The organism is Pseudomonas sp. CFII68, assembly GCF_000416195.1.
GTDB classification, from domain to species: domain Bacteria; phylum Pseudomonadota; class Gammaproteobacteria; order Pseudomonadales; family Pseudomonadaceae; genus Aquipseudomonas; species Aquipseudomonas kilonensis.
This window is the reverse complement of record NZ_ATLN01000114.1, coordinates 44,928-66,726: the sequence shown is the minus strand read 5'-3', so window position 1 is coordinate 66,726 and position 21,799 is coordinate 44,928. Positions and strand designations below refer to the sequence as shown.

General features: G+C 61.8%; 20 protein-coding genes and 1 pseudogene. 9 read left to right on the top strand and 12 right to left on the bottom strand.

Annotation, left to right across the window (positions count from 1 at the left end):
* Positions 1-26: 26 nt before the first annotated feature.
* Positions 27-1,121, top strand: a complete 1,095-nt coding sequence (locus CFII68_RS06305; protein ID WP_018611452.1) for a DUF1615 domain-containing protein — start codon at positions 27-29, stop codon at positions 1,119-1,121.
* A gap of 209 nt (positions 1,122-1,330) precedes the next feature.
* Here the strand turns inward: CFII68_RS06305 and CFII68_RS06310 are convergent.
* Positions 1,331-1,522, bottom strand: a pseudogene (locus CFII68_RS06310) (hypothetical protein); the annotation flags it as partial.
* Between the two features lie 192 nt (positions 1,523-1,714).
* Here CFII68_RS06310 and CFII68_RS06315 point away from each other — a divergent pair.
* Positions 1,715-2,344: a glutathione S-transferase family protein gene (locus tag CFII68_RS06315; protein ID WP_018611447.1), complete on the top strand. Its 630-nt coding sequence runs from the start codon at positions 1,715-1,717 to the stop codon at positions 2,342-2,344.
* A gap of 104 nt (positions 2,345-2,448) precedes the next feature.
* On the opposite strand, the gene CFII68_RS06320 is transcribed toward CFII68_RS06315, so the two are convergent.
* From CFII68_RS06320 to CFII68_RS06340, 5 genes are all read right to left on the bottom strand, one after another.
* Positions 2,449-2,985: a membrane integrity-associated transporter subunit PqiC gene (locus tag CFII68_RS06320; protein ID WP_018611445.1), complete on the bottom strand. Its 537-nt coding sequence runs from the start codon at positions 2,983-2,985 to the stop codon at positions 2,449-2,451.
* A 17-nt stretch (positions 2,986-3,002) separates the two neighbouring features.
* Positions 3,003-4,661 (bottom strand): intermembrane transport protein PqiB, encoded by a 1,659-nt coding sequence (locus CFII68_RS06325; RefSeq protein WP_018611439.1) that lies wholly within the window; start codon positions 4,659-4,661, stop codon positions 3,003-3,005.
* Positions 4,642-5,286 (bottom strand): paraquat-inducible protein A, encoded by a 645-nt coding sequence (locus CFII68_RS06330; protein WP_033062822.1) that lies wholly within the window; start codon positions 5,284-5,286, stop codon positions 4,642-4,644. Before CFII68_RS06330 ends, CFII68_RS06325 begins: the two co-directional genes overlap by 20 nt.
* An 11-nt stretch (positions 5,287-5,297) precedes the next feature.
* A complete protein-coding gene (locus CFII68_RS06335) occupies positions 5,298-5,894 on the bottom strand; it encodes a paraquat-inducible protein A (protein WP_018611435.1) in 597 nt (198 codons plus the stop codon).
* Positions 5,895-5,963: 69 nt separating this feature from the next.
* A complete protein-coding gene (locus CFII68_RS06340; RefSeq protein WP_018611433.1) occupies positions 5,964-6,404 on the bottom strand; it encodes a CBS domain-containing protein in 441 nt (146 codons plus the stop codon).
* Between the two features lie 335 nt (positions 6,405-6,739).
* On the opposite strand from CFII68_RS06340, the gene CFII68_RS06345 reads away from it, so the two are divergent.
* Positions 6,740-9,103 carry a DNA polymerase II gene (locus CFII68_RS06345; protein ID WP_018611431.1) on the top strand — a complete coding sequence of 788 codons (2,364 nt, stop codon included), beginning with the start codon at positions 6,740-6,742 and terminating at the stop codon, positions 9,101-9,103.
* A gap of 179 nt (positions 9,104-9,282) precedes the next feature.
* Here CFII68_RS06345 and CFII68_RS06350 read toward each other — a convergent pair whose 3' ends face one another.
* Together CFII68_RS06350 and CFII68_RS06355 are read right to left on the bottom strand one after the other, a co-directional pair.
* Positions 9,283-10,104, bottom strand: coding sequence for an aldo/keto reductase (locus CFII68_RS06350; protein ID WP_018611426.1), 822 nt, complete (start codon positions 10,102-10,104; stop codon positions 9,283-9,285).
* 172 nt (positions 10,105-10,276) lie between these two features.
* Positions 10,277-11,428 carry an aldose epimerase family protein gene (locus tag CFII68_RS06355; protein WP_018611424.1) on the bottom strand — a complete coding sequence of 384 codons (1,152 nt, stop codon included), beginning with the start codon at positions 11,426-11,428 and terminating at the stop codon, positions 10,277-10,279.
* A 297-nt stretch (positions 11,429-11,725) separates the two neighbouring features.
* On the opposite strand from CFII68_RS06355, the gene CFII68_RS06360 reads away from it, so the two are divergent.
* From CFII68_RS06360 to CFII68_RS06370, 3 genes are all read left to right on the top strand, one after another.
* Positions 11,726-12,475: a hypothetical protein gene (locus tag CFII68_RS06360; protein ID WP_018611422.1), complete on the top strand. Its 750-nt coding sequence runs from the start codon at positions 11,726-11,728 to the stop codon at positions 12,473-12,475.
* 107 nt (positions 12,476-12,582) lie between these two features.
* On the top strand, positions 12,583-13,368 hold the full coding sequence (locus CFII68_RS06365) for a sulfite exporter TauE/SafE family protein (RefSeq protein ID WP_014339233.1): 786 nt from the start codon (positions 12,583-12,585) through the stop codon (positions 13,366-13,368).
* A 267-nt stretch (positions 13,369-13,635) separates the two neighbouring features.
* On the top strand, positions 13,636-14,184 hold the full coding sequence (locus CFII68_RS06370) for a DUF4174 domain-containing protein (RefSeq protein WP_018611419.1): 549 nt from the start codon (positions 13,636-13,638) through the stop codon (positions 14,182-14,184).
* Positions 14,185-14,360: 176 nt separating this feature from the next.
* Here the strand turns inward: CFII68_RS06370 and ampC are convergent, their stop codons facing one another.
* Entirely contained in the window at positions 14,361-15,509 is a 1,149-nt protein-coding gene (ampC, locus tag CFII68_RS06375) for a class C beta-lactamase (protein ID WP_018611413.1), read from the bottom strand.
* Between the two features lie 224 nt (positions 15,510-15,733).
* On the opposite strand from ampC, the gene CFII68_RS06380 reads away from it, so the two are divergent.
* Both CFII68_RS06380 and CFII68_RS06385 read left to right on the top strand, forming a co-directional pair.
* Positions 15,734-16,612 (top strand): Dyp-type peroxidase, encoded by an 879-nt coding sequence (locus tag CFII68_RS06380; RefSeq protein WP_018611411.1) that lies wholly within the window; start codon positions 15,734-15,736, stop codon positions 16,610-16,612.
* Between the two features lie 79 nt (positions 16,613-16,691).
* Positions 16,692-17,438, top strand: a complete 747-nt coding sequence (locus tag CFII68_RS06385; RefSeq protein ID WP_003200090.1) for an SDR family oxidoreductase — start codon at positions 16,692-16,694, stop codon at positions 17,436-17,438.
* A 116-nt stretch (positions 17,439-17,554) separates the two neighbouring features.
* Here the strand turns inward: CFII68_RS06385 and mapR are convergent, their stop codons facing one another.
* From mapR to CFII68_RS06400, 3 genes are all read right to left on the bottom strand, one after another.
* Complete coding sequence (gene mapR, locus CFII68_RS06390) at positions 17,555-18,964, bottom strand: GntR family transcriptional regulator MpaR (protein WP_014338630.1); 1,410 nt, start codon at positions 18,962-18,964, stop codon at positions 17,555-17,557.
* 198 nt (positions 18,965-19,162) lie between these two features.
* Positions 19,163-20,575, bottom strand: coding sequence for a cytochrome c oxidase accessory protein CcoG (gene ccoG, locus CFII68_RS06395; protein ID WP_018611407.1), 1,413 nt, complete (start codon positions 20,573-20,575; stop codon positions 19,163-19,165).
* 288 nt (positions 20,576-20,863) lie between these two features.
* Positions 20,864-21,100: a DUF3203 family protein gene (locus CFII68_RS06400; protein ID WP_018611402.1), complete on the bottom strand. Its 237-nt coding sequence runs from the start codon at positions 21,098-21,100 to the stop codon at positions 20,864-20,866.
* Between the two features lie 135 nt (positions 21,101-21,235).
* On the opposite strand from CFII68_RS06400, the gene CFII68_RS06405 reads away from it, so the two are divergent.
* Complete coding sequence (locus CFII68_RS06405) at positions 21,236-21,736, top strand: MgtC/SapB family protein (protein ID WP_018611400.1); 501 nt, start codon at positions 21,236-21,238, stop codon at positions 21,734-21,736.
* The last annotated feature ends 63 nt before the right edge of the window (positions 21,737-21,799 follow it).

Below are 21,799 nucleotides of genomic sequence, written 5' to 3'. Positions count from 1 at the left end.
CGGAATAACGAACTCGATGGAGCACCATGCAATTCAACCGATTGATGATCAGCCTTGCTGCGCTGCTGGCTTTGGCTGGTTGCGGTAGCCGTCAGGCGCAGGAGCCTGAGCGTTCGCCCGCTGAGGTCAAGAAGCAGATCGTACAGTTGTTGCCGGCCAAGACTGTGGATCGCGAAGGCTGGGCGACTGACATCTACGTGGCCTTTGCGGCCCAGCAGATTCCCTCTACGACGCAGAACATCTGTGCTGTCCTGGCGGTGACCGAACAGGAATCGACGTTCCAGTCTGACCCACCGGTGCCGGGGCTGGGCAAGATCGCTCGTCAAGAGATCAACCGTCGTGCGGCGAAGGTGCACATTCCGGAGCTGCTGGTCAGTGGTGCACTTCAGGTGCGCTCGCCCAACGGTAAAAGCTACAGCGATCGGCTCAACGCGGCGCGTAGTGAAAAAGAGCTGAGTGGGATCTTCGATGATTTCATCGGCATGGTGCCGTTGGGCAAGACACTGTTCGGCGGTTTCAATCCGGTGCATACCGGTGGGCCGATGCAGGTCAGTATCGCGTTTGCACAGGCTAATGCGCGCAATTATCCCTACACGGTGGATGGCTCGATTCGTCGCGAAGTGTTCAGTCGTCGTGGCGGGATGTATTTCGGTATCGCGCATTTGTTGGGCTATCCGGTGAGCTACACCGAGCCGTTGTATCGTTTTGCCGATTTCAATGCGGGGTGGTACGCCAGCCGCAACGCGGCTTTCCAGCATGCGGTGAGTGTGGCGTCGGGCATTTCCCTGGCGCTGGACGGTGATCTGATTGCCCATGATTCCATCATGCCAGGCAGCACGGAACTGGCTGTGCGCACGTTGGGCAAGTCGTTGGAAATGCGCAACCCGACCATTCGCAATCAATTGGAGCTGGGCGACAGCCTGGCGTTCGAGGACAGCAAGCTCTACAAGCGTGTGTTCGAACTGGCAGAGCGGGCCGAGGGCAAGGCGTTGCCTCGGGCGGTATTGCCGGGAATCGTGCTCAAGAGCCCGAAGATCACGCGCAAGCTGACCACGGCGTGGTTTGCCAAGCGGGTGGATGAGCGTTATCAGCGATGCATGAGGCGGGCGTCGGGGCGTTAGCCAGGCTTTGGGGCATGAAAAAGCCCGGTGGATGAGGCCGGGCTTTTAGGGGGATGGGTTTGGTGCGGGATCAGTCTTAAGCGGTGTATCGGGTGGACTGCGCAGCGGCCTGGTGATTGTTGCGGCCGCTGCGCGCCCGAGCGGGAGCAAGCTCCCTCGCCACGAGGTGTGTTGCCGATCATTTGTTGCGTTCAAGCAATTCATGCGTGGTTTTCGATCAGGCGATCGGAGCCACCTTCAGCGACACGACGTTCCAGCAGGCGATCGGCACCGCCTTCAGCGACGCGGTTTTCGATCAGGCGATCAGAACCGCCTTCGGCGACGACGGGTTGGGACGAGGCGGCAAATACGTTGGCGGCCAGTACGGAGAAAGCGAGGCTGAGGATGATTTGGCGTTTCATGATGGTGTGCTCCGGGGTGCAGTGGTTTGTGTGGGGCCATTGTTGTCCCGGGCGATCATCAAGAGAACTTCATTGGCATGATGGTGAACATCGACGGCAGTGATAGCTCGTTGGCCCGCTACCGGTCAGCTTGATGGAACACGGATGGACTCGGGGGTTCTACCGGCTAACCCTTATGCAGGAGGTAGGTTCATGTATCAGTTATTCGGTTGCAGGCAATCCGGCTCTTCGGCGGTGGAGGTTGCCCTGTGTCTTTGTGAGGTGGCTTATCGGCGGGTCGATGCCTATTCGACGCAAGACAACGATGCGGCGAAAGCGCTCGAGGCACTCAATCCTCTGAAGCAGGTGCCGACCCTGCAGTTGCCGGACGGCTCGGTGCTGACCGAAGCGGCGGCGATCCTGATTCACCTCGGGTTGACCTTCCCCGCATCGAAGCTGCTCCCGCAAGACCCGGCCCTGCGTGCGCAAGCCATACGGGGCCTGGTCTACATCGCGGCCAATTGCTACACGCCCATCGGCATTATCGATTTTCCGGAGCGCTGGCTGGACGACGCGGATGAAGCGACTCGGCAGCGCTTGGTATCCGGCACGCAGCAACGGCTGTATCGCAACTGGGCGTTGTTTGCCGACCAGTTCTCGACCCGAGCTTTTCTAGGCGGTGAGGAACCGGGGGCGCTGGATATCCTGGCGGCCGTGATCACGAAGTGGAGAAACACGCGGGAGGCGATGCTGAGCGCCCGTCCGGCGTTCTACGAATTGTTGGAACGCATCGACCGCCATCCACGCGTGGCGCCGGTGCTGTCGCTGCATTGGCCTTTGTAGGAGCTGCCGAGCGAAGCGAGGCTGCGATCTTTCCCCTGACGCTTGAGTCTCAAGCGAAAGATCAAAAGATCAAAAGATCGCAGCCTTCGGCAGCTCCTACAGGGTCAAGGACAGGCTTTGCGTGCAGCCGCCTGCTCAACCAGGTCGACAAATTGCCGGACATTCTGCTGGTGCGCCGTCACCAGGTCGTCGATGTTGGTTCCCGCCGGTGTCTGCAGGCTGCTGCGGCACGTGAGGGGGCGAGCGTCGCCGCCCAGGCTGCGCAGTCGCCATTGCACATCCATGCGGGCATAGCGGCCAGGGATCGAGTCAAAGCGTTGCACGTCTACCCGCAGCAATGATTTCGGTGCGCCGGGGTTGCTCAGTTGTTCGTCCAGGCTGCTGTGCAGTTCGTCGGCCAGGCTGGCGCCCCACCATTCGGTTTCCAGGATCGCCAACCCGCTGTTGCCCTGGCGAATGACCATCTGGGTGCGATCCACCTGGGGCGGAACGCTCACCTGTTCGATCTGGATGTCCACGCCGGAGCGCGACAGGCCCGCCGGCTGAGCGGGGCTCAAGGTGTGGTAGTGGATCGGATCGCTGCGGCAGGCGCCGAGCAGCAACGCCACGGCAACCAGGGTGAGTTTCAGCGTGAGTGGCATGGGGCGCGCTCCTGTGATCATTCTTTCACCGGCAATGTGAGGTTCTGCGCCGGTGCGTCCTTGGGACGGCCGCGAAGCAGCGATTCGGGATGGCGGCTCAGGTAGTCCGACAGCTCGCGCAGCGAGCGCGACATGCGCCCCAGGTCGTCCAGGGTCTGGGTCAGTTGTTCGCGCTGGGGTGAGTCTTCGGCCAGGGTCGAGTTGGCCGATTGCAGGGTTTTGCTGACGTCCTGCAAGGTGTTTTGCACACTTGGCAGCGTCTTGCTATTGAATTGGGCCAGGCCTTTGCGCAACTCCACCAGGTTGCCATTCAGGTTGCTGGCGACGCTTTCCAGCGGCAGTTTGTTGATTCGCTCGACCATCGCCTGCAATTGTTCCTGCAATTGTTGGAGGCTACCGGGAATGGTCGGTATGCGCACAGGCCGGGCGGTGGGGTCGAAGGCGACTTTTTCCGCCTTGGGGTAGAAATCCAGCGAGATGTACAACTGCCCGGTCAGCAGGTTGCCGCTGCGGGCCTGGGCACGCAGCCCCCGATCGACAAAGCTGCCCATCAGGCGGGCAGAGGCGGCTTCGTCCTCCGGGTCGTGATTGAGTGCCTTGAGCAGTTTCTCATGGGCCTTGCCCAGGCGCTGTGGGTAGATCACCACGCCGACGTTGACCGGAAAGCTGCGCTGTTTCTCATCGAAATCCAGATTGATGGCCACCACCCTGCCAACTTCCACCCCCAGGAACTCCACCGGCGCACCGACGCGCAAGCCGCGCAGGGCCTGGTCGAAGCGCAGGGCCAGGTATTGCGCCTTGCCATCGGGCGGGGCGAGGGCGCTCTGCTGGTCGGCAAACAGCTCGTAGGTCTTGTCCTCGCTGGCAGGGACGTCGTTGGGGCTGTACTCCGGCGCCCGAAACGCGATGCCGCCCAGCAGCAGGGCCGAGAGCGATTCGGTCTTGACCGCGAAACCGTTGGCACCGACGTTCACGTCCACGCCGCTGACGTTCCAGAACCGGGTGTTTTCGGTGACGTACACATCATTGGGCGCGTTGACGAACACGTCGATGTTGACGCCTTTGCCCTCGGCGTCCAGGGCGTAGGACACCACTTGGCCCACCGGGATCTTGCGCAGGTACACCGGCGAGCCGATGTCCAGCGAGCCGAGGTCCTGGGAGTGCAGGGTGAAGCGCTTGCCCGGTTCGCCGTAAGTGATGGGGGGTGGGTTCTCCAGGCCGGTGAAGGACTTGGCGCGCACTTTCGACTGGCCGGCGTCGGCCCCGATGAAATCCCCGGACAGCAAGGTGTCGATCCCCGAGATACCGCCGGCCCCGATGCGCGGCCGAACCACCCAGAACACCGAGTCTTCGTGCGTGAAGGTGTCGGCTGTCTTGGCGAGCTTGACCGTGGCGGTGACGTTCTTCTGGTCGTGGCTCAGTTGCACGTCGGTGACCTGGCCGATGACCACGTTGCGATATTTCACCTGGGTCTTGTTGGCGGTCAGGCCCTGGCCGGTCTTGAAGGTGATGGTGATGGTCGGGCCTTCCTGCAGCCAGTTGTGGACCACCAGGGAAATGCCCACCAGCACCGCGATGATCGGCACGATCCATACCAGCGACACCGTCCAGCGGCGGGTGGTGACGTGGGCGCGGCCGGGTGCGGGGTGTTGCCCGTCAGTGGCTTGCGACTTCATCCATAACCTCCTCGGATGGTTGGGTATCCCAGATCAGCCGGGGGTCGAAACTCATGGCCGACAGCATGGTGAACAGCACCACGAGGCCGAAGAACAGGATGCCCGGTCGTGGTTCGATGTCGCTCAATGCCTGGAACTTGACCAGGGCTGCCACCAGGGCCACCACCAGCACATCGAGCATCGACCAGTAGCCGATGACTTCCACCAGCCGGTACAGCTTCGCCCGCTGGACCTGGGCCCAGGTGCTGCGCCGTTGTGCGGTCACCAGCAGCAGGGTCAGCACCACGAACTTGATGCCGGGCACCGCGATGCTGGCGATGAAGATAATCAGGGCGATGTCCCAGGCGCCGCTTTGCCAGAACTCGATGACGCCGCTGATGATGGTGCTGTCGGCGCCTTCGCCGAGCATCTGGGTATTCATGACCGGCAGCAGGTTGGCCGGGATGTAGAACACCAGCGCGGCCAGCATGTAGGCCCAGGTACGGGTGATGGCGTCGGGTTTGCGTCGATGCAGGGCGGCGTCGCAGCGGGGGCAGGTTTCGGGTTCGTTGGTCATGTCGCAGGCCAGGCCGCAGCTGTGGCACAGGCACAGGTCCAGGTCGCGGGCCTCTGGCGGGGTGTCCAGCGGCTGGCCGTTCACAGGTTGTCCCACAGGTCGCGGACATCGCGCCCGGCAATGCGGATCATCAGCAGGCTCAAGGCCGCCAGGGCGAACAGGCCGATGCCCGGGAGCACGTCCAGCAGGCCGGCGAGCTTGATCACCGCCACCAGCGCGCCCAGCAGGCACACTTCCAGCATGCTCCAGGGGCGCAGGGTTTCCAGGCTGCGCATGCACAGGTTGAACCCCGGCGCCCGCTGCTGGAGGTAGGCATGGCCCAGCACCCAGATCAGGAGCGCCAGTTGGAAGGCCGGCGCGATAATGATTGCCACCGCCGTCACCAGGGCGATGAAGGTGATCGGCCCCTGGCTCAGCGCCACGATGGAATCCCATAACGTCGCGCTGTTGCTCAGGCCCTGGAGGCGGATGCTCATGATCGGGTAGATGTTGGCGAAGGCCCACAACACCGCGGCCGTTACGCTCAAGGCCAGGCGCTGCTCGATGGTCAGGCCGTTGTGGCGCTGGATCACCGCGTGGCAGCGCACGCACGAGGCTTTCTGGTGCGCAGCGAGCATCGCCGGTTCGTACACCGCATCGCAATGTTCACAAATGATCAATCGGTCGGTGTCGGCCATCGGGATGCTCGCAGGAACAACCCCTTCAATATAGAAGTGCCTTGGGAATGAGCAACCCGACCGAATGGATCATTCCCCGCGAATGTATTGCTCCAGTTGTCTGATCAGATCGGCCTGTTCGGCGATGGCTTCCTTGACCAGGTCGCCGATGGACAGCAGGCCGACCAGTTTGCCGTCCTCTACCACTGGCAAATGCCGCAGGTGTTTTTCGGTCATGATGCTCAGGCAGGTCTCGACGTTCTGGTGCGGGTCGATGGTGATCACGGGGGAGACCATGATGTCACTGACCTTCGTGCCCACCGATGAGCGCCCGCGCAAGACCATTTTGCGGGCATAGTCGCGCTCGCTGATGATCCCCAGCACTTCGTCGTTCTTCACCACCAGCAAGGCACCGACGTTCTTCTCGGCCATGCGCATCAGGGCCTGCAATACCATGTCGTCCGGTGAGATGGTGTGCACTTGCTGGTTCTTCTCATCTTTTATCCGGAGCAACTGCGCGACGGTTTTCATGGGGGAGCCTCAGGTGTTGTTTTTGCTGGTGGTTAAAGCATCGTAGACCCAACGGCGCAGAGCAAGCGGTAAAGCGGCGGCCAGTCGTCCAAAAGCGTCATTGCCCGGAAATTCTCCTTCGATGTGATGTCATCCACCTTTGTGGCGAGGGGCGTCTCTCTGTGGGAGCAATCCTGTGGGAGCAAAGCTTGCTCGCGATGAACGATGACGCGGTCTAGCAGTTGAACCGCATCGCGGGCAAGCCTTGCTCCCACAAAAGCCTTGCCCCCACAAGGGAATAAATCCCCTCGCCACAGGGTAGAATCGTCGCTTACGTAGAATTCGAGGTTGCAGCGGTGGATTTACAGCAGGGCTTCGTCCTGACCCGGCATTGGCGCGATACCCCGGCCGGCACCGAAGTCGAGTTCTGGCTGGCGACCGACGCCGGTCCCCGGCGCGTGCGCCTGCCCGTGCAAACGTCGGTGGCCTTTGTGCCGCAGATCCAGCGCGGCCAGCTCGAAGCCTTGCTGCAAGGGGAGAAGGAGGTAGAACTACGCCCCCTGGACCTGCTGGATTTCGAGCATCGTCCGGTGCTGGGGCTGTATTGCCAGCAACATGCCCAACTGATGCGCCTGGACAGCACCTTGCGCCGCGCCGGTGTGGAGGTGTTCGAAGCGGACATCCGGCCGCCGGAGCGCTACCTGATGGAGCGTTTCATCACCGCCCCGGTCTGGTTTGGCGGTACGCCGGCCGCCGATGGCCTGCTGGTCGATGCCCAGATGAAACCGGCGCCCGAATACCGTCCACCGTTGCGCCTGGTGTCCCTGGACATCGAAACCACCGCCCAGGGCGAATTGTATTCCATCGCCCTGGAGGGCTGCGGCGAGCGCCAGGTCTACATGCTCGGGCCGCCCAATGGCAACGATACCGGCGTGGATTTCCAGCTGGAATACTGCGAATCACGCACGGTGTTGCTGAAAAAACTCAACGACTGGCTCGCCCATTTCGACCCTGACGCGATCATTGGTTGGAACCTGGTGCAGTTCGACCTGCGGGTGCTGCATGAACACGCCCGGCGCCTGGCCGTGCCGTTGCGCCTGGGGCGTGGTGGCGAAGAGATGCAATGGCGCGAGCACGGCGCGCGCAAGAATCACTTCTTCGCCTCGGCCGCTGGCCGGTTGATCATCGACGGTATCGAGTCGCTGCGTTCGGCGACCTGGAGTTTCCCCTCGTTCAGCCTGGAAAACGTTGCCCAGACGCTCTTGGGGGAGGGCAAGTCCATCGATAACCCGTACCAGCGCATGGACGAGATCAATCGCATGTTCGCCGAGGACAAGCCGGCCCTGGCCCGCTACAACCTCAAGGACTGTGAACTGGTGACGCGGATCTTCGCCAAGACCGAACTGCTCACGTTTCTCTTGGAACGGGCCAGCGTCACCGGCCTGCCGGCGGACCGCAGCGGGGGTTCGGTGGCGGCCTTCACGCACCTGTACATGCCGCTGATGCATCGCCAAGGGTTTGTTGCGCCCAACCTGGGCCAGCGCCCGCCCGAGGCCAGCCCGGGTGGGTTTGTCATGGATTCCCAGCCGGGGCTCTACGAGTCGGTGCTGGTGCTGGACTACAAGAGCCTGTATCCATCGATCATCCGCACCTTCCTGATTGATCCGGTGGGCCTGATCGAAGGGCTGCGCCACCCGGATGACCAGGAGTCGGTGCCAGGCTTTCGCGGGGCGCGCTTCTCCCGTACTCGACATTGCCTGCCGGCCATCGTGGCGCGGATCTCCGAAGGCCGGGAGATCGCCAAGCGCGAGCACAATGCGCCGCTGTCCCAAGCGTTGAAAATCATCATGAACGCCTTTTATGGCGTGCTCGGTTCCAGTGGCTGCCGTTTCTTCGACACGCGCCTGGCCTCGTCCATCACCCTGCGTGGTCACCAGATCATGCAGCACACCCGCCAGTTGATCGAAGCCCAGGGGCATGTGGTGATCTATGGCGATACCGATTCCACGTTCGTCTGGCTGCGCCGGGCCCATGGCCAGGAGGAAGCGGCCAGGATCGGCCGCGAGTTGGTGGCCCACGTCAACCAATGGTGGCGTGGGCAGGTGCGTGATGAGTTCGGGCTGGAGAGTGCGCTGGAGCTGCAGTTCGAAACGCATTTCAAGCGTTTTCTGATGCCGACCATCCGCGGCGCCGAGGAGGGCAGCAAGAAACGCTACGCCGGGCTGGTGACTCGCGCCGACGGCAGCGACGAAATTGTCTACAAAGGCCTGGAAACCGTGCGCACCGACTGGTCGCCGCTGGCCCGGCAGTTCCAGCAGGAGCTGTACGGGCGGATCTTCCATCGCAAGCCCTATCAGGATTATGTGCGCGATTATGTGCAGCAGACCCTGTCCGGTGCGTTCGATGAACGGTTGGTCTACCGCAAGCGTCTGCGCCGGCCGCTGGAAGACTACGAACGCAACGTCCCACCCCATGTGCGGGCGGCGCGGTTGGCCGATGAGTTCAACCAGCGCCAGGGCCGCCCGCGGCAATACCAGAATGGCGGCTGGATCAGCTACGTCATCACCGTCGCCGGCCCCGAGCCGCTGGAAATCCGCAGCGCGTCAATCGATTACGACCACTACGTGACCAAACAGCTACAGCCGGTGGCGGATGCGATCCTGCCGTTTGTGGATGATGATTTCTCGACGTTGGTGGGCGGGCAGATGGGGTTGTTCTGAGGTTTTCCAGTATTCAGACCAAGCCCGTGGTCAGGGTTTTATCCCCTGTGGGAGCAAGGCTTGCCCGCGATGCGGGCGCCCCGTTTTCCCAGGACACCGTGTCGTCTTCATCGCGGGCAAGCCTTGCTCCCACAGATAAACTCCGTCGCCACAGATCAGCGTGAATCTTTGGATGGGGGTTAGACCATCGCCAAGCGCTGCTTGCCCTGGGGCTGGGGAAATATCAGGTCGAGGGCGGCCAGGTCCTGCGGTTCCAGCTTGAGGTTGGCCGCTTCGGCATTCAAACGCACATGCTCAGGCTTCACGGCCTTGGGAATGGCAATCACATTGTCCTGGCGCAGCAGCCAGGCCAGTGCGATCTGCGCCGGTGTGGCGCGATGGCGTTCGGCGATCTGTCCCAGGGTGTGATCCTTGAGCAGCTGCCCGCCCTGGCCGACCGGGCAGTAAGCCATGACGGGCATGGACTGGCGCTGGCACCAGGGCAGTAGGTCGAATTCGATGCCGCGCTCCTGCAGGTTGTACAGCACCTGGTTGGTCGCGCAGGCCGGCGCGGCCAGCTCTTCAAGGTCCGCCACATCGAAGTTCGACACGCCCCAACGGCCGATCTTGCCTTCTTCGCGCAGACGCTCGAAGGCTTCGACGGTTTCGGCCAGCGGGTACTGCCCGCGCCAGTGCAGCAGGTAAAGGTCGATGTAATCGGTGTCGAGCCGCCGCAAACTGCGTTCACAGGCCAGGGGAATACCTTTGCGACTGGCGTTGTGGGGATAGACCTTGCTCACCAGGAAAACCTGGTCGCGCAGGCCGGTGATCGCTTCGCCAACGACGGTTTCGGCACCGCCTTCGGCATACATCTCCGCCGTGTCGATCAGGGTCATGCCCAATTCGATTCCCAACCGCAGGGCGGCCACTTCTTTCTTGTGATCAGACGGTTCCTCACCCATGCGCCAGGTGCCCTGGCCAATGACCGGTACGGACACCCCCGCCAATTCCAGCGTCCTCATGCCTTTCTCCTGTTGTGCTGATCGATAATCCAATGGACAGCAGGATAGTCGTAGGAGCTGGCGAAGCCTGCGATCTTTTGATCTTTTGATCTTTCGCTCCAGACTCAATTGCCTGGGGAAAGATCGCAGCCTCGCTTCGCTCGTCAGCTCCTACGGGGGTTGCGCAGCTTTTCTATTTTGCGGAGAACTTCAACACCATGGTCTGGGTGTAGGTCTGGCCCGGATCAAGCCGCGTCGAGGGGAAGTTCGGCTGGTTGGGCGAGTCAGGGTAGTGCTGAGTTTCCAGGGTGAACGCGCCCCAATGCGGATAGACCTTGCCTTGCTTGCCCTTGACGGTGCCGTCGAGGAAGTTGCTGGTATAGAACTGCACGCCAGGCTCGGTGGTGTAGAGCTGCAGGCGTCGTCCGGAGTCTGTGTCATACACTTCGGCGGCCAGTTTGTTCACGTCGCCTTTGGCGTCCAGCGCCCAGTTGAAATCGAAGCCACCTTGTTTCGGTTCGGCGAACTTGAGTTGTGGGTGATCGGCCTTGATGTGGGTGCCGATGGCGGTGGGTTGGGTGAAGTCCATCGGCGTACCGGCCACGGGGGCCAGTTCGCCGGTGGGAATGAGCTTGCCGGTGACCGGCGTGTAGTGAGCCGCGTGCAGGGTCGCGAGCTGCTCGAGTATGTCGCCGTTGCCGGCGCCGGCCAGGTTGAAATAGCTGTGGTTGGTCAGGTTCAGCACCGTGGGCTTGTCGGTGGTGGCCTTGTACTCGATGCGCAACTCGTTCTGTTCGTTGAGGCTGTAGGTGACGTCGGTCTTCAGCGCACCGGGAAAGCCCATCTCGCCATCGGGTGACAGGTAGGTCAGGGTGACGCCCACCGAGTCCTTGGCATTATGGGGCTGGGCCTTCCAGACACGCTTGTCGAACCCATGCGGCCCGCCGTGCAGGGAGTTGCCATGGTCGTTCTGCGGCACTTGGTAACGCTTGCCGTCCAGCTCGAAGGCGCCGTCGGCCAGGCGATTGCCAAAGCGGCCGATGGTCGCGCCGAAATACACGCTGCCGTTCTTCTGGTAACCCTGCACGTCGTCGAAACCGAGCACGATGTCGGCGACCTTGCCGTTTTTGTCCGGCACGCTCAATGACTGGAGGATGCCGCCATAGGTGATGACCGTGGCCTCCATGCCGTGGCTGTTGCGCAGCACGAATTTCTCCACCGCCGTGCCGTCGTCGGTCTTGCCGAACGCACCGCGTTCGTTGGTCAGGCCGGCAGCCTGGGAAGCCGAGGTGGCGATCATCAGGGACACTCCGAGGGCCGTGAGCAGTTGTCTGGATTCAAGCATGGTATGACCTTCCTTCCTGTTGTTTTGTTGTTGTTTTGAACGCGGGGCGAGTCCGTTACTGGTCGGACAGCGCTGAAGGTTTTTCTGATTAGTAGTCTTTCTATTTGATGGATGAGAAGGGATTTATAGCCATAAATAGAGATTTATCAATTAAAAAGTAAGACTAATTAGGCTGCGGAGGCGTTGCGATAGATTGAGGTTTTCTTCCAACACTGCACTTTTGCGTTTTTTGCTGCTCTATCCATGGGCCTGGAAGCGGCGACCCCCATCGCTTCCCCATGCCCAGACCGAGACTCGATGGCCGGTGTTTTTGATTCTGTGACGAGATTGCGCCGCTGCTGCCTGGCGTTGTTGGTTGGTGTGTCGATGCTGTTCAGCGGCGGCTGTAGCCATCAGCAGGGGCAGGACATGGTCACGCAGTTCAGCAACGCCAGGCCCCAGGAATTCTTGCAGACCAGCGTCGATCGCATGGCCACGTTGTCGATGCATGACAACCTGCAAAGCCTCTATCTGCTGATGAGCAAGCTTTACCTGCGCAACCCCGAAGAACTGCGCAAGTCCGGCTTTCTCGACGCCCGCACCGCAGAAAAACAGGTGCGCCTGGCCATCGAGCAGCAACAGCCCTTGCCAACCCTGGGTGGCAAGAAGGACCTGGCGGCCCTGAGTTATGCCATGAGCCCGGAATTTCTCGGTGATCGGGTCGGGGCGTTCATCTATGCCATCGGCAGCATGCTGGTCACCGCGCACGGCAATCGCCTCGAGTTCTACATGACCGACACCATCGACCCGCGTTTCGTCAGCAACGCGGCGCGCAATATCGAAAAAGCCACCTGGCTGCTGAGCCAGCGGCAGAACAAGGACGGTAAGCTGTTGCTGTTTTCCAATGAGATTTCGGAGGAGGGCAGCAACCTGAGTTTCGCCGTGGAGTTTGGAAAAATCGTCGCCCGATTGGACCTGCTGACCCAGATGCTCGATGAGCGTTACCGGCGGATCGGCTTGAATTACGCCCAGAGCCTGCTGTTCCTCAACTTCTTGCCGGTTCAGTGAAGTGATGGAAAAGGAATAAAGATAGATCACATCGATATAGGGGGTTATAAGAAAAATCGCTATGCTCGCGGCCAGATTTTTCACGCGGTCGTGCTGAGACGGGTTTAATGGATTTCGGTAATGTCGGTTTAGTCGTTGCAGGCCTGGTGGTCGGCTTCATCGTTGGGATGACCGGCGTCGGCGGGGGTTCGCTGATGACCCCGATCCTGTTGTGGTTTGGTATCAACCCGGCGACGGCGGTAGGTACAGACCTGCTGTACGCGGCCATTACCAAGTCTGGTGGTGTGCTGGTTCATGCAAAAAATCGCAACATCGACTGGGCGATCACCGGCTGGCTGACGTTGGGCAGCGTGCCGGCGGTCGGCTTGACGCTGTGGTTCCTCAGCAGCCTGCACAGCTCCCCCGACGCCATGAACGCGGTGATCAAGCAAGCCTTGGGCTTTGTGTTGTTCGCCACCGCCCTGGCGATCCTGTTCAAGAAGCGCCTGCTTCAATTCGCTCATGACCGCGCTGGCGGCCACTACAACCCCTCTGGTGTCCGCCTCAATGTGCTGACGGTCATCACTGGCCTCGTGCTGGGTACGATGGTCGCGTTGACCTCGATCGGCGCTGGCGCCCTGGGTACTGTCGCGCTGTTCATCCTCTACCCGTTCCTGGTCACCAAGCGCCTGGTGGGCACCGAGATCGCCCACGCCGTGCCGCTGACCCTGGTGGCGGGCCTGGGCCATGCGAGCATGGGCAACATGGATTGGCACATCCTGGGCTTCCTGCTGATCGGTTCGCTGCCGGGGATCTACCTGGGGAGTCATTTGTCGGGACGCATCTCCGACGAACTGCTGCGTCCGTGCCTGGCGGTGATGCTGGCGATGATCGGGTTCAAGCTGGCGTTTTAGAACGGGTCACCTCAAGTCCAATAGTGTGGGAGCGAGCTTGCTCGCGATAACGGTGTGTCAGTCGACTCGATGTTGGCCGTCATGACGCTATCGCGAGCAAGCTCGCTCCCACAATCGTCTCTCCCGACTTCGGCGCTCTCCTTGCGGTTGCGCAATGAACCCCCTCGCCTAAGCTTCAAGTCAGGCCGGCGCAGTATTGGGTGACGCACGCGGAACAATCGCCGCCCTGTGTACTCAGTACAGCGTAAATATCAAAAGGAGAGGCGCATGCTCATTCGGTCGTTGACCTTCGCTACCTTGCTGGCCATTGCCGGCCCTCTGTTCGCTGCCGATGGCGATTCCCCCCTGTTGGCGGACGCAGGCAGGTCACGTCCCCTTGTGGTTATCGCGCCCAGTACGGTCGACCCTACCTGGGTGAGCCTGAAAAAGGCCTTGGATGAGCCGGCAGGCAAGCAGGGCTTTTCCGAGCGCAACATGGTGCTCTATACCGTGCTCAATACCATTGGGCAGCGCGATGGCAAGGACCTGGACCCGCAAAGCACCATGGCGCTGATTCGCTCGCTCAAGCTGGGAGCCGGTGCGCAGACCAAGATCATCCTGGTGGGCAAGGACGGGGAAAAGAAGCTTGAGCATTCCGGGGCGATCGAATTGAAAGACCTCTTCGATGCCGTCGATAAACTGCCTGCGGCAGAAAAAGAAGCGACACCCCCAGCCCCACCACCCGCGCCAGAGCCTGCACCGGCCAAGGATGCGAAAGGCACCAAGCCTGGCAAGGCCGCCAAGCCGGCGCCGCCGCCGAAGCCGCTGGATGATTGATCCCCAATAGCGCCGAGGCCCCTTTGTGGCGAGGGGATTTATCCCCGCTGGGCTGCGCAGCAGCCCCCCTAAGCCGTCAACTCAATATGCCTGACATATCGAGTTGCCAGAATGTTAGGGCCGCTTCGCGCCCCAGCGGGGATAAATCCCCTCGCCACAGGGGGACTCGTCGTCCTTTATTGAGCATCCAACGCCATCAGGATCCGATGCGCCGCCTTCACCCGTTCTTCGATCGGGTAGTTTCTGTTCGCTAGCATGACGATCCCCAAGTCCTTTCCAGGCACGAACGCCGCGTACGCGCCGAAACCGTTGGTGGATCCTGTCTTGTTGATCCAGGCGCCGTCCGGCGCAGGGCGGGGCGGGTTGAGAGCTTCGGCTTTTTGTGGGGTCAGGGCCATCTGCGGTGTGTTGCCCGCGAGCAGGTCATCCAAGGTGAACGGAGCGGGGTAGAACTCCCAGCCCAGCCCCTGATTCATCCCGCCAACCTTGTAGAAACCTGTATGCGTCGTGGCAATCGCTTGCTTCAGATCCGCGTCCAGTTTTTCAGGTCGCAGGTTGGCCTCGAGGAAACGCATCAGGTCCGATGAGCTGGTTTTCACCCCATAAGCCTCGGAATCCAGGGCACCTGGCCCGACCCGGACGGGCTTGCCGTCTTTGGCATAGCCTTGGGCGTATCGGCCCAACTGATCCTGCGGCACCCGCACATAGCTGTGCTTGAGCCCCAGTCCTGGCATCAGCGTGCGCTCCATCACCTCGTCAAACGGCCGCCCCAGGCTGCGGGCTGCCAGATAGCCGTACAGGCCGATGCTCGGGTTTGAATAGAGCCGTTGGGTGCCGACCGGGTAGAGCGGCTTCCAGGTTGTGTAATAACCAAACATCCGGTCCGGATGGTCCGCCTCGTCGGGAAACTGCAGCGGCAGGCCACCGGCGGTATAGGTGGCGAGATTGAGCAGGCTGATGCCGTCGAAGGCGCTGCCGCGCAGCTCGGGGGCGAAGCGACTGGCCGGGTCGGCCAGGGACAGCTTGCCCAGGGCCTGTGCATAGGCGCCGAGGGTGGCGGTGAAGGTCTTGCTGACGGAGCCGATTTCGAAGAGGGTCTGGTCGGTGACCGGCTTTTTCGTGTCCTTGGAGGCCACGCCGTAGTTGAAGTAATGGCGTTGACCGTTGTAGGTGACTGCCACGGCCATGCCGGCGATGTCCTGTTGCTTCATCAACGGTTGGATGACGGCATTGACTGTGTCTTCAATGCGCTCCTGGGCAAAGCCTGCGGGCGTCCCGCAGACCAGGAAAAAAGTCCCGGCGAGTATCGATCTGGCAATTTGCATGGTGCAGCGTTCTCGTTGGCCTTCCTAGAGGGGGGCAATCTAGGGCGTTTTTGGCTGCCCGGCAATCCGAGGCTATCGGCCGAGGCATGTTTCTGAGTGGTCTGACAGGGCTGCGGGAGCCTTCCCACAAAACGGCCCGGTTTCCCGGCGCGACCGGACCTCAAGCCAAACCACACAAAGCGGCAGCCGCCGGGTAAACTTGCGCTCTTTCTAAAGGAGTTCATATGAGTTACTACCAGCCCGGCATTCTCGCCACCCCTGTTCCGCCTCAGGCCCGTCATATGTTTTTTGCCTTGGAATCGGTCGAGGCGTTGCCGGCTGCGGTAGATAAACTCCGGTTGCTGCTCGATGGCCGGGCCGTGGTCGGCTTTGGCGAGTCGCTGGTCCAGGCGCTGGGGGCCCAGGTCGAAGGCCTGCGGGCCTTTCCTGCCTTGACCGGAGTGGGCGTGGACAACCCGTCGACCCAACACGCGCTGTGGTGCTGGTTGCACGGCGAAGACCGCGGCGAGCTGATGCACCGCAGTCGCGCCATCGAGGCGGCGCTGGCCCCGGCGCTGCGCCTGGTGCAGATGAACGAAACCTTCCGCCACATGACCGGCCATGACCTGACCGGCTACGAAGACGGCACCGAAAACCCTCACGACGAAGCGGCCATCGCTGCCGCCCTGGCCCAGGGCGCCGATGGGGTGCGCGGTGGCAGTTTCGCCGCGATCCAGCAATGGCAGCACGATCTGGACGGCTTCGCGGCGATGCAACCCCATGAGCGCGACAACATCATGGGCCGTCGACTGAGCGACAACGAAGAACTCGACGACGCGCCGGAGTCGGCCCACGTCAAGCGCACCGCCCAGGAAAGCTTCGCCCCGGAGGCGTTCGTGGTCCGTCGCTCCATGCCGTGGATCGAAGGCGACCGTGCGGGGCTGATGTTCCTGGCGTTCGGTTTCTCCCTCGATGCCTTCGAGGCACAACTGCGCCGCATGAGTGGCCTGGAAGACGGCATCACCGATGGCCTGTATCGCATGAGCCGGCCAATCACTGGCGGCTATTACTGGTGCCCGCCGCTGCTGGATGGACGCCTGGATCTGCGCGCCCTGGCCCGGTAAGCGCAGCGGTTTTTGCAAAGCGTGACGTGAACGCTATTCTTGGCAGCGCACGTCTATCCGTGGAATGGGGGAAGCAAACGTGGATAAAGTCATCGTCATCACCGGTGGCGGCCGCGGAATCGGGGCGGCCACGGCGCTGTTGGCTGCCGAGTTGGGCTATCGGATCTGCATCAATTACCAGTCCGATGAGAGTGCCGCGCAGGAGGTGCTCGAACAGGTCCGGGCCAAGGGCGCGCAGGCGATTGCCGTGCGGGCCGACGTGAGCATCGAAGACGAAGTGATCGGCCTGTTCGACCGGGTGGACGCCGAGCTGGGCCGTGTCACCGCCCTGGTGAACAACGCCGGCACGGTCGCGCAGAAATCCCGGCTCGATGAAATGTCCGAATTCCGCATTCTCAAGATTATGAAGACCAACGTCCTGGGGCCGATTCTTTGCGCCAAGCACGCGGTGCTGCGCATGTCGCCCAGGCATGGCGGGCAGGGTGGCAGCATCGTCAACGTCTCGTCGGTGGCCGCGCGCCTGGGCGCACCGGGGGAGTACGTCGATTACGCAGCCTCCAAGGGCGCGCTGGACACCTTCACCATCGGCTTGTCCAAGGAAGTGGCCGGCGAAGGCATTCGCGTCAACGCGGTGCGCCCAGGCTATATCTACACCGATTTCCATGCCCTGAGTGGCGACCCGGACCGGGTCAGCAAGCTGGAATCTGCGATCCCCATGGCCCGGGGCGGGCGTCCGGATGAAGTGGCCGAAGCGATTATCTGGCTGCTGTCGGATAAGGCTTCGTATGCGACCGGGACGTTTGTGGACCTGGGGGGCGGGCGCTGAGTCCTGGGGGGGCTGTTTTGGCCCTATCGCGAGCAAGCTTTGCTCCCACAGGGGGCAGCGTTCCAATGTGGGAGCAAAGCTTGCTCGCGATGGCGGCCCGACAGGCAACCCAAATATCAAAACGATCGAATAATCCGCCCCAACGTCTCCATGGCCTTTTCCGAGGCCTCGGTCCACGGGCTGCCATAGTTCAAGCGGATGCAATTCCTGAAACGCCGGGTCGGTGAAAAGATCGGTCCCGGCGCGATGCTGATGCCCTGGGCCAAGGCCATCTGGAACAATTTCAGTGAATCCATCTGCTCCGGCAACTCCAGCCACAGGAAGTAGCCCCCCGCTGGCTGGCTGACCCGGGTCTGGGCCGGGAAATAGCGGGCGATGGCGGCGAGCATCGCGCTTTGCTGTTCTTCCAGGGCGTAGCGCAGTTTGCGCAGGTGACGGTCGTAACCGCCGTGTTGCAGGTAGTCGGCGATGGCAGCCTGGGCCGGCATCGAGGCGCACAGCGAGGTCATGAGCTTGAGCCGTTCGATCTTCTGCGCGTAGCGCCCGGCGGCAACCCAGCCGATGCGATAACCCGGTGCCAGGCTCTTGGCGAACGAACCGCAATGCATCACCAGCCCTTCGGTGTCGAACGCCTTGGCGGGCTTGGGGGCCTGCTGGCCGTAATAGAGTTCGGCGTACACGTCGTCCTCGATCAGCGGCACCTGATGGCGGCGCAGCAACTCGACCAGCGCCTGTTTGCGCTCCTCGGGCATGGTCGCGCCCATGGGGTTCTGGAAGCTGGTCATGCACCAGCAGGCCTTGATCGGATGGCGCTCCAGTGTCTGCGCCAGCACGTCCAGGTCGATGCCGTCGCGCGGGTGGACGGGAATTTCCACGGCCTTGAGCTTCAGGCGCTCCAACACTTGCAGGCTGGCGTAGAACGCTGGCGCTTCGATCGCCACCAGGTCGCCGGGCTCGGTCACGGCTTGCAGGCACAGGTTCAAGGCTTCCAGGGCGCCGTTGGTGACCAGCAGTTCCTCCATGGGCAGCATCAACCCGCCGACCATGTAGCGCAGGGCGATCTGTCGGCGCAAGTGTGGATTGCCCGGCGACATGTCCGTGACCACCATTCGCGGGTCCATGTCCCGTGTTGCGCTGGACAGCGAACGGGACAGCCGTTGCAGTGGGAACAGCGTCGGGCTGGGGAATGCCGAGCCGAACGGTACGGTGGCCGGGTCCTTGATCGAGTCGAGGACCGAAAATACCAACTCACTGACGTCGACTTCGGTGGACTCGTGCACCTGGCTGCTGATCGCAGGCTCCGAAAACGGGCTCGGCGCGTGGGTGTTGACGAAGTAGCCGGAGCGCGGCCGGGCCCGGATCATGCCGCGTCGTTCCAGCAGGTAGTAGGCCTGGAACACGGTGGACGGGCTGACACCGTAGGTCTGGCTGGCGTAGCGTACCGACGGCACGCGCTGACCTGGCCCCAGCATGCCCGAGCGGATCAGTTCGGCGATGTCGTCGGCAAATTTCTCGTAGCGTTTCATGGTGGGGCCCAGTAGTGGATAACGCGTGGTTTGCGTTTCTTAAACTGTGGGAGCGAGCGTGTGGGAGCAAAGCTTGCTCGCGATACAGGCGACACAAATCAACAGTAAGGTCGTGTCATCGTTCTTCGCGAGCAAGCTTTGCTCCCACAGGCTTGCCCTCACAGGCTCGCTCCCACAGGTGCCCGGCATCTTACGGGTTCAACGATTCATCGGTGCGACAAAACGGCTCTTGGCGATGCTGTAGATGCCCGGCTCGTCACTGTCGGCGACCTTGAACGTCATTTCCTGGGAGCCTTTACCGGGCCGTTCGCTGAGCATAGCCACCGACACCGGCACATCGACGATTTCCCCCGGGGCCAGGCTCAGTTGGGTCTTGCCTTGCAGGATGAAGCCGTCGCCGTCCACCAGGGACAGTTGGTAATCCTGGCGCTGTTGGGTCTTGTTGATGATTTTCAGGCTGTAGATGTTCTCGATCTGGCCTGCGCTGTTTTCGCGGAACAGGCCACGGTCCTTGCTGACATCCAGCGACACCATGGGCCGTTGCATCAGCGCCACGACCAGCGCGCCGATCATCACCAGCAGCACGGCGCTATAGCCGATCAGCCGAGGCCTGAGCAGGTGAGTCTTGCCGCCCTGCAACTGATGTTCGGAGGTGTATTTGATCAGGCCGCGGGCGTAACCCATCTTGTCCATGATCGAGTCGCAGGCATCGATGCAGGCCGCGCAGCCGATGCATTCCATCTGCAGGCCGTCGCGGATGTCGATGCCGGTGGGGCAGACCTGCACGCACATCTGGCAGTCGATGCAGTCGCCCAGGCCAATATTGGCCGGGTTTGCCTCGCGTTTGCGTGGGCCGCGGATCTCACCACGGGCCGCATCGTAGGAAATGGTCAGTGTGTCCTTGTCGAACATCACGCTCTGAAAGCGTGCATAGGGGCACATATGCATGCACACCGCTTCACGCAGCCAGCCGGCGTTGAGGTAGGTGGCTGCGGTAAAGAAGAGTACCCAGAACAGGCTTACGCCGGCCATTTGCAGGGTCAGCAGTTCCTCGGCCAATGGGCGGATCGGCGTGAAGTACCCCACGAACGTCAGGCCGGTGAGCAGGCTGATGGCCAGCCACAAGGTGTGCTTGGCTGAGCGGCGCAAGAGTTTGTTCAGGCCCCAGGGCGAGGCCTGCAGCTTGATCCGCTGGTTGCGTTCGCCTTCGGTGATTTTCTCGCACCACATGAAGATCCAGGTCCAGGAACTCTGCGGGCAGGTGTAGCCGCACCACACGCGACCGGCAAACACGGTGATCGCAAACAGGCCGAAGGCGGCGATGATCAGCAAGGCCGACAGCAGGATGAAATCCTGGGGCCAGAAGGTCGCGCCAAAGATGTGGAACTTGCTTTCGGAAAGGTCCCAGAGCACCGCCTGGCGACCGCCCCAGTTCAACCACACCGTGCCGAAGAACAGCAGGAACAGAACCCCCGCACCGCTGATACGCAAGGTGCGAAACAAGCCGGTGAAACTGCGGGTGTGGATCAGGTTGTCGGTGCTCCTGGCCTTTATCTTCGTTGGCGCAGGTTCGAACGTCTGTATCAACTGGACGGGGATTCTATCGCTCATGGTCGGTCGCTCATCAGCCTCTATCTGGCCGGCACACTATGACCATGGAACTGTTTGCATAACAGACTCAGGTGTTTCGATAAAAACCGGATCAGATGCCGCGAAACCCAGGCCCTGCGACACTTTGATGCACCCGCGGACGAGCGAACATACCGTTGAGGCCAGGGGGCAGTGGGAGCAAAGCTTGCTCGCGATACAGGCACCTCGGTTCAAGAGGTCTCGTGTTGTTTTCATCGCGAGCAAGCTTTGCTCTCACCGATTGAAGACCTCGCAGAGGCTTCAAGCGGTTCAGATCGCCGAGCCGCTTTCGCTGGCCTTCAGGTGCTTGCGCCCGTCGACCGCGCCGGCCACGGTCAGTGCATCGGCCTCGGCCTCGGTGATGTAGACCCGGTCGCCGTTGAGCTCCACGACTGACATGGCCTTGTCCGGGTCGGTGATGATGGTCAGCTCGCTGGCGGGGCGCTGTTCGGTGCCGTTGGCGGTTTCGAAATGGCAGGTCTGGTTGTCATCGATACGGACAGTCATGGTGTTCCTCCTTCTGGGGTCATGAACGTTAGGTCTCGCGAACAAGCCAGGGTTCGTGGCGGCTGATCAGCGGTCGGGCGCACCTCTGGCGTCGCCTGCGGTCCATCGTTTATCGACTGAACAAGAGGACGGTCCATGGACGCCTGGTGGCATGAAGTCTGGGTAACCCTGCAGGCGGAATTCGCCGACATCACCGATGCCCAGCAGATGACCCGGGTCACGGTGCGCCTGCTCATGGCCGCGCTGCTGGGCGGCATCCTGGGTTTCGAGCGCGAACACAAGGGCAAGGCTGCCGGCGTGCGAACCCACATGCTCGTGGCCCTGGGGGCGGCGCTGTTCGTCTTGGTGCCACAGATGTCCGGGGCCCAGGCCGACGCGATGAGCCGGGTGATACAAGGCGTGGTCGCTGGCATCGGTTTTCTCGGCGCCGGCACCATCCTGAAAAACACCGACGGCGACGAAGGTCAGGTCAAGGGCCTGACCACCGCTGCCGGCCTCTGGATGACTGCCGCCATTGGCGTCGCCGCCGGGTTGGGCCGGGAGGCGACGGCGGTGCTCAGTACGGTGCTGGCGCTGGCGATCTTCAGTGTGATGCCGGTGATCGTCCGGGCTTTGGAGAAGGGCGACAAGCCGTGACACCGCTATAAGCCTGCAAACACAACCTGTGGGAGCGGGCTTGCTCGCGAAAGCGGTGCGTCA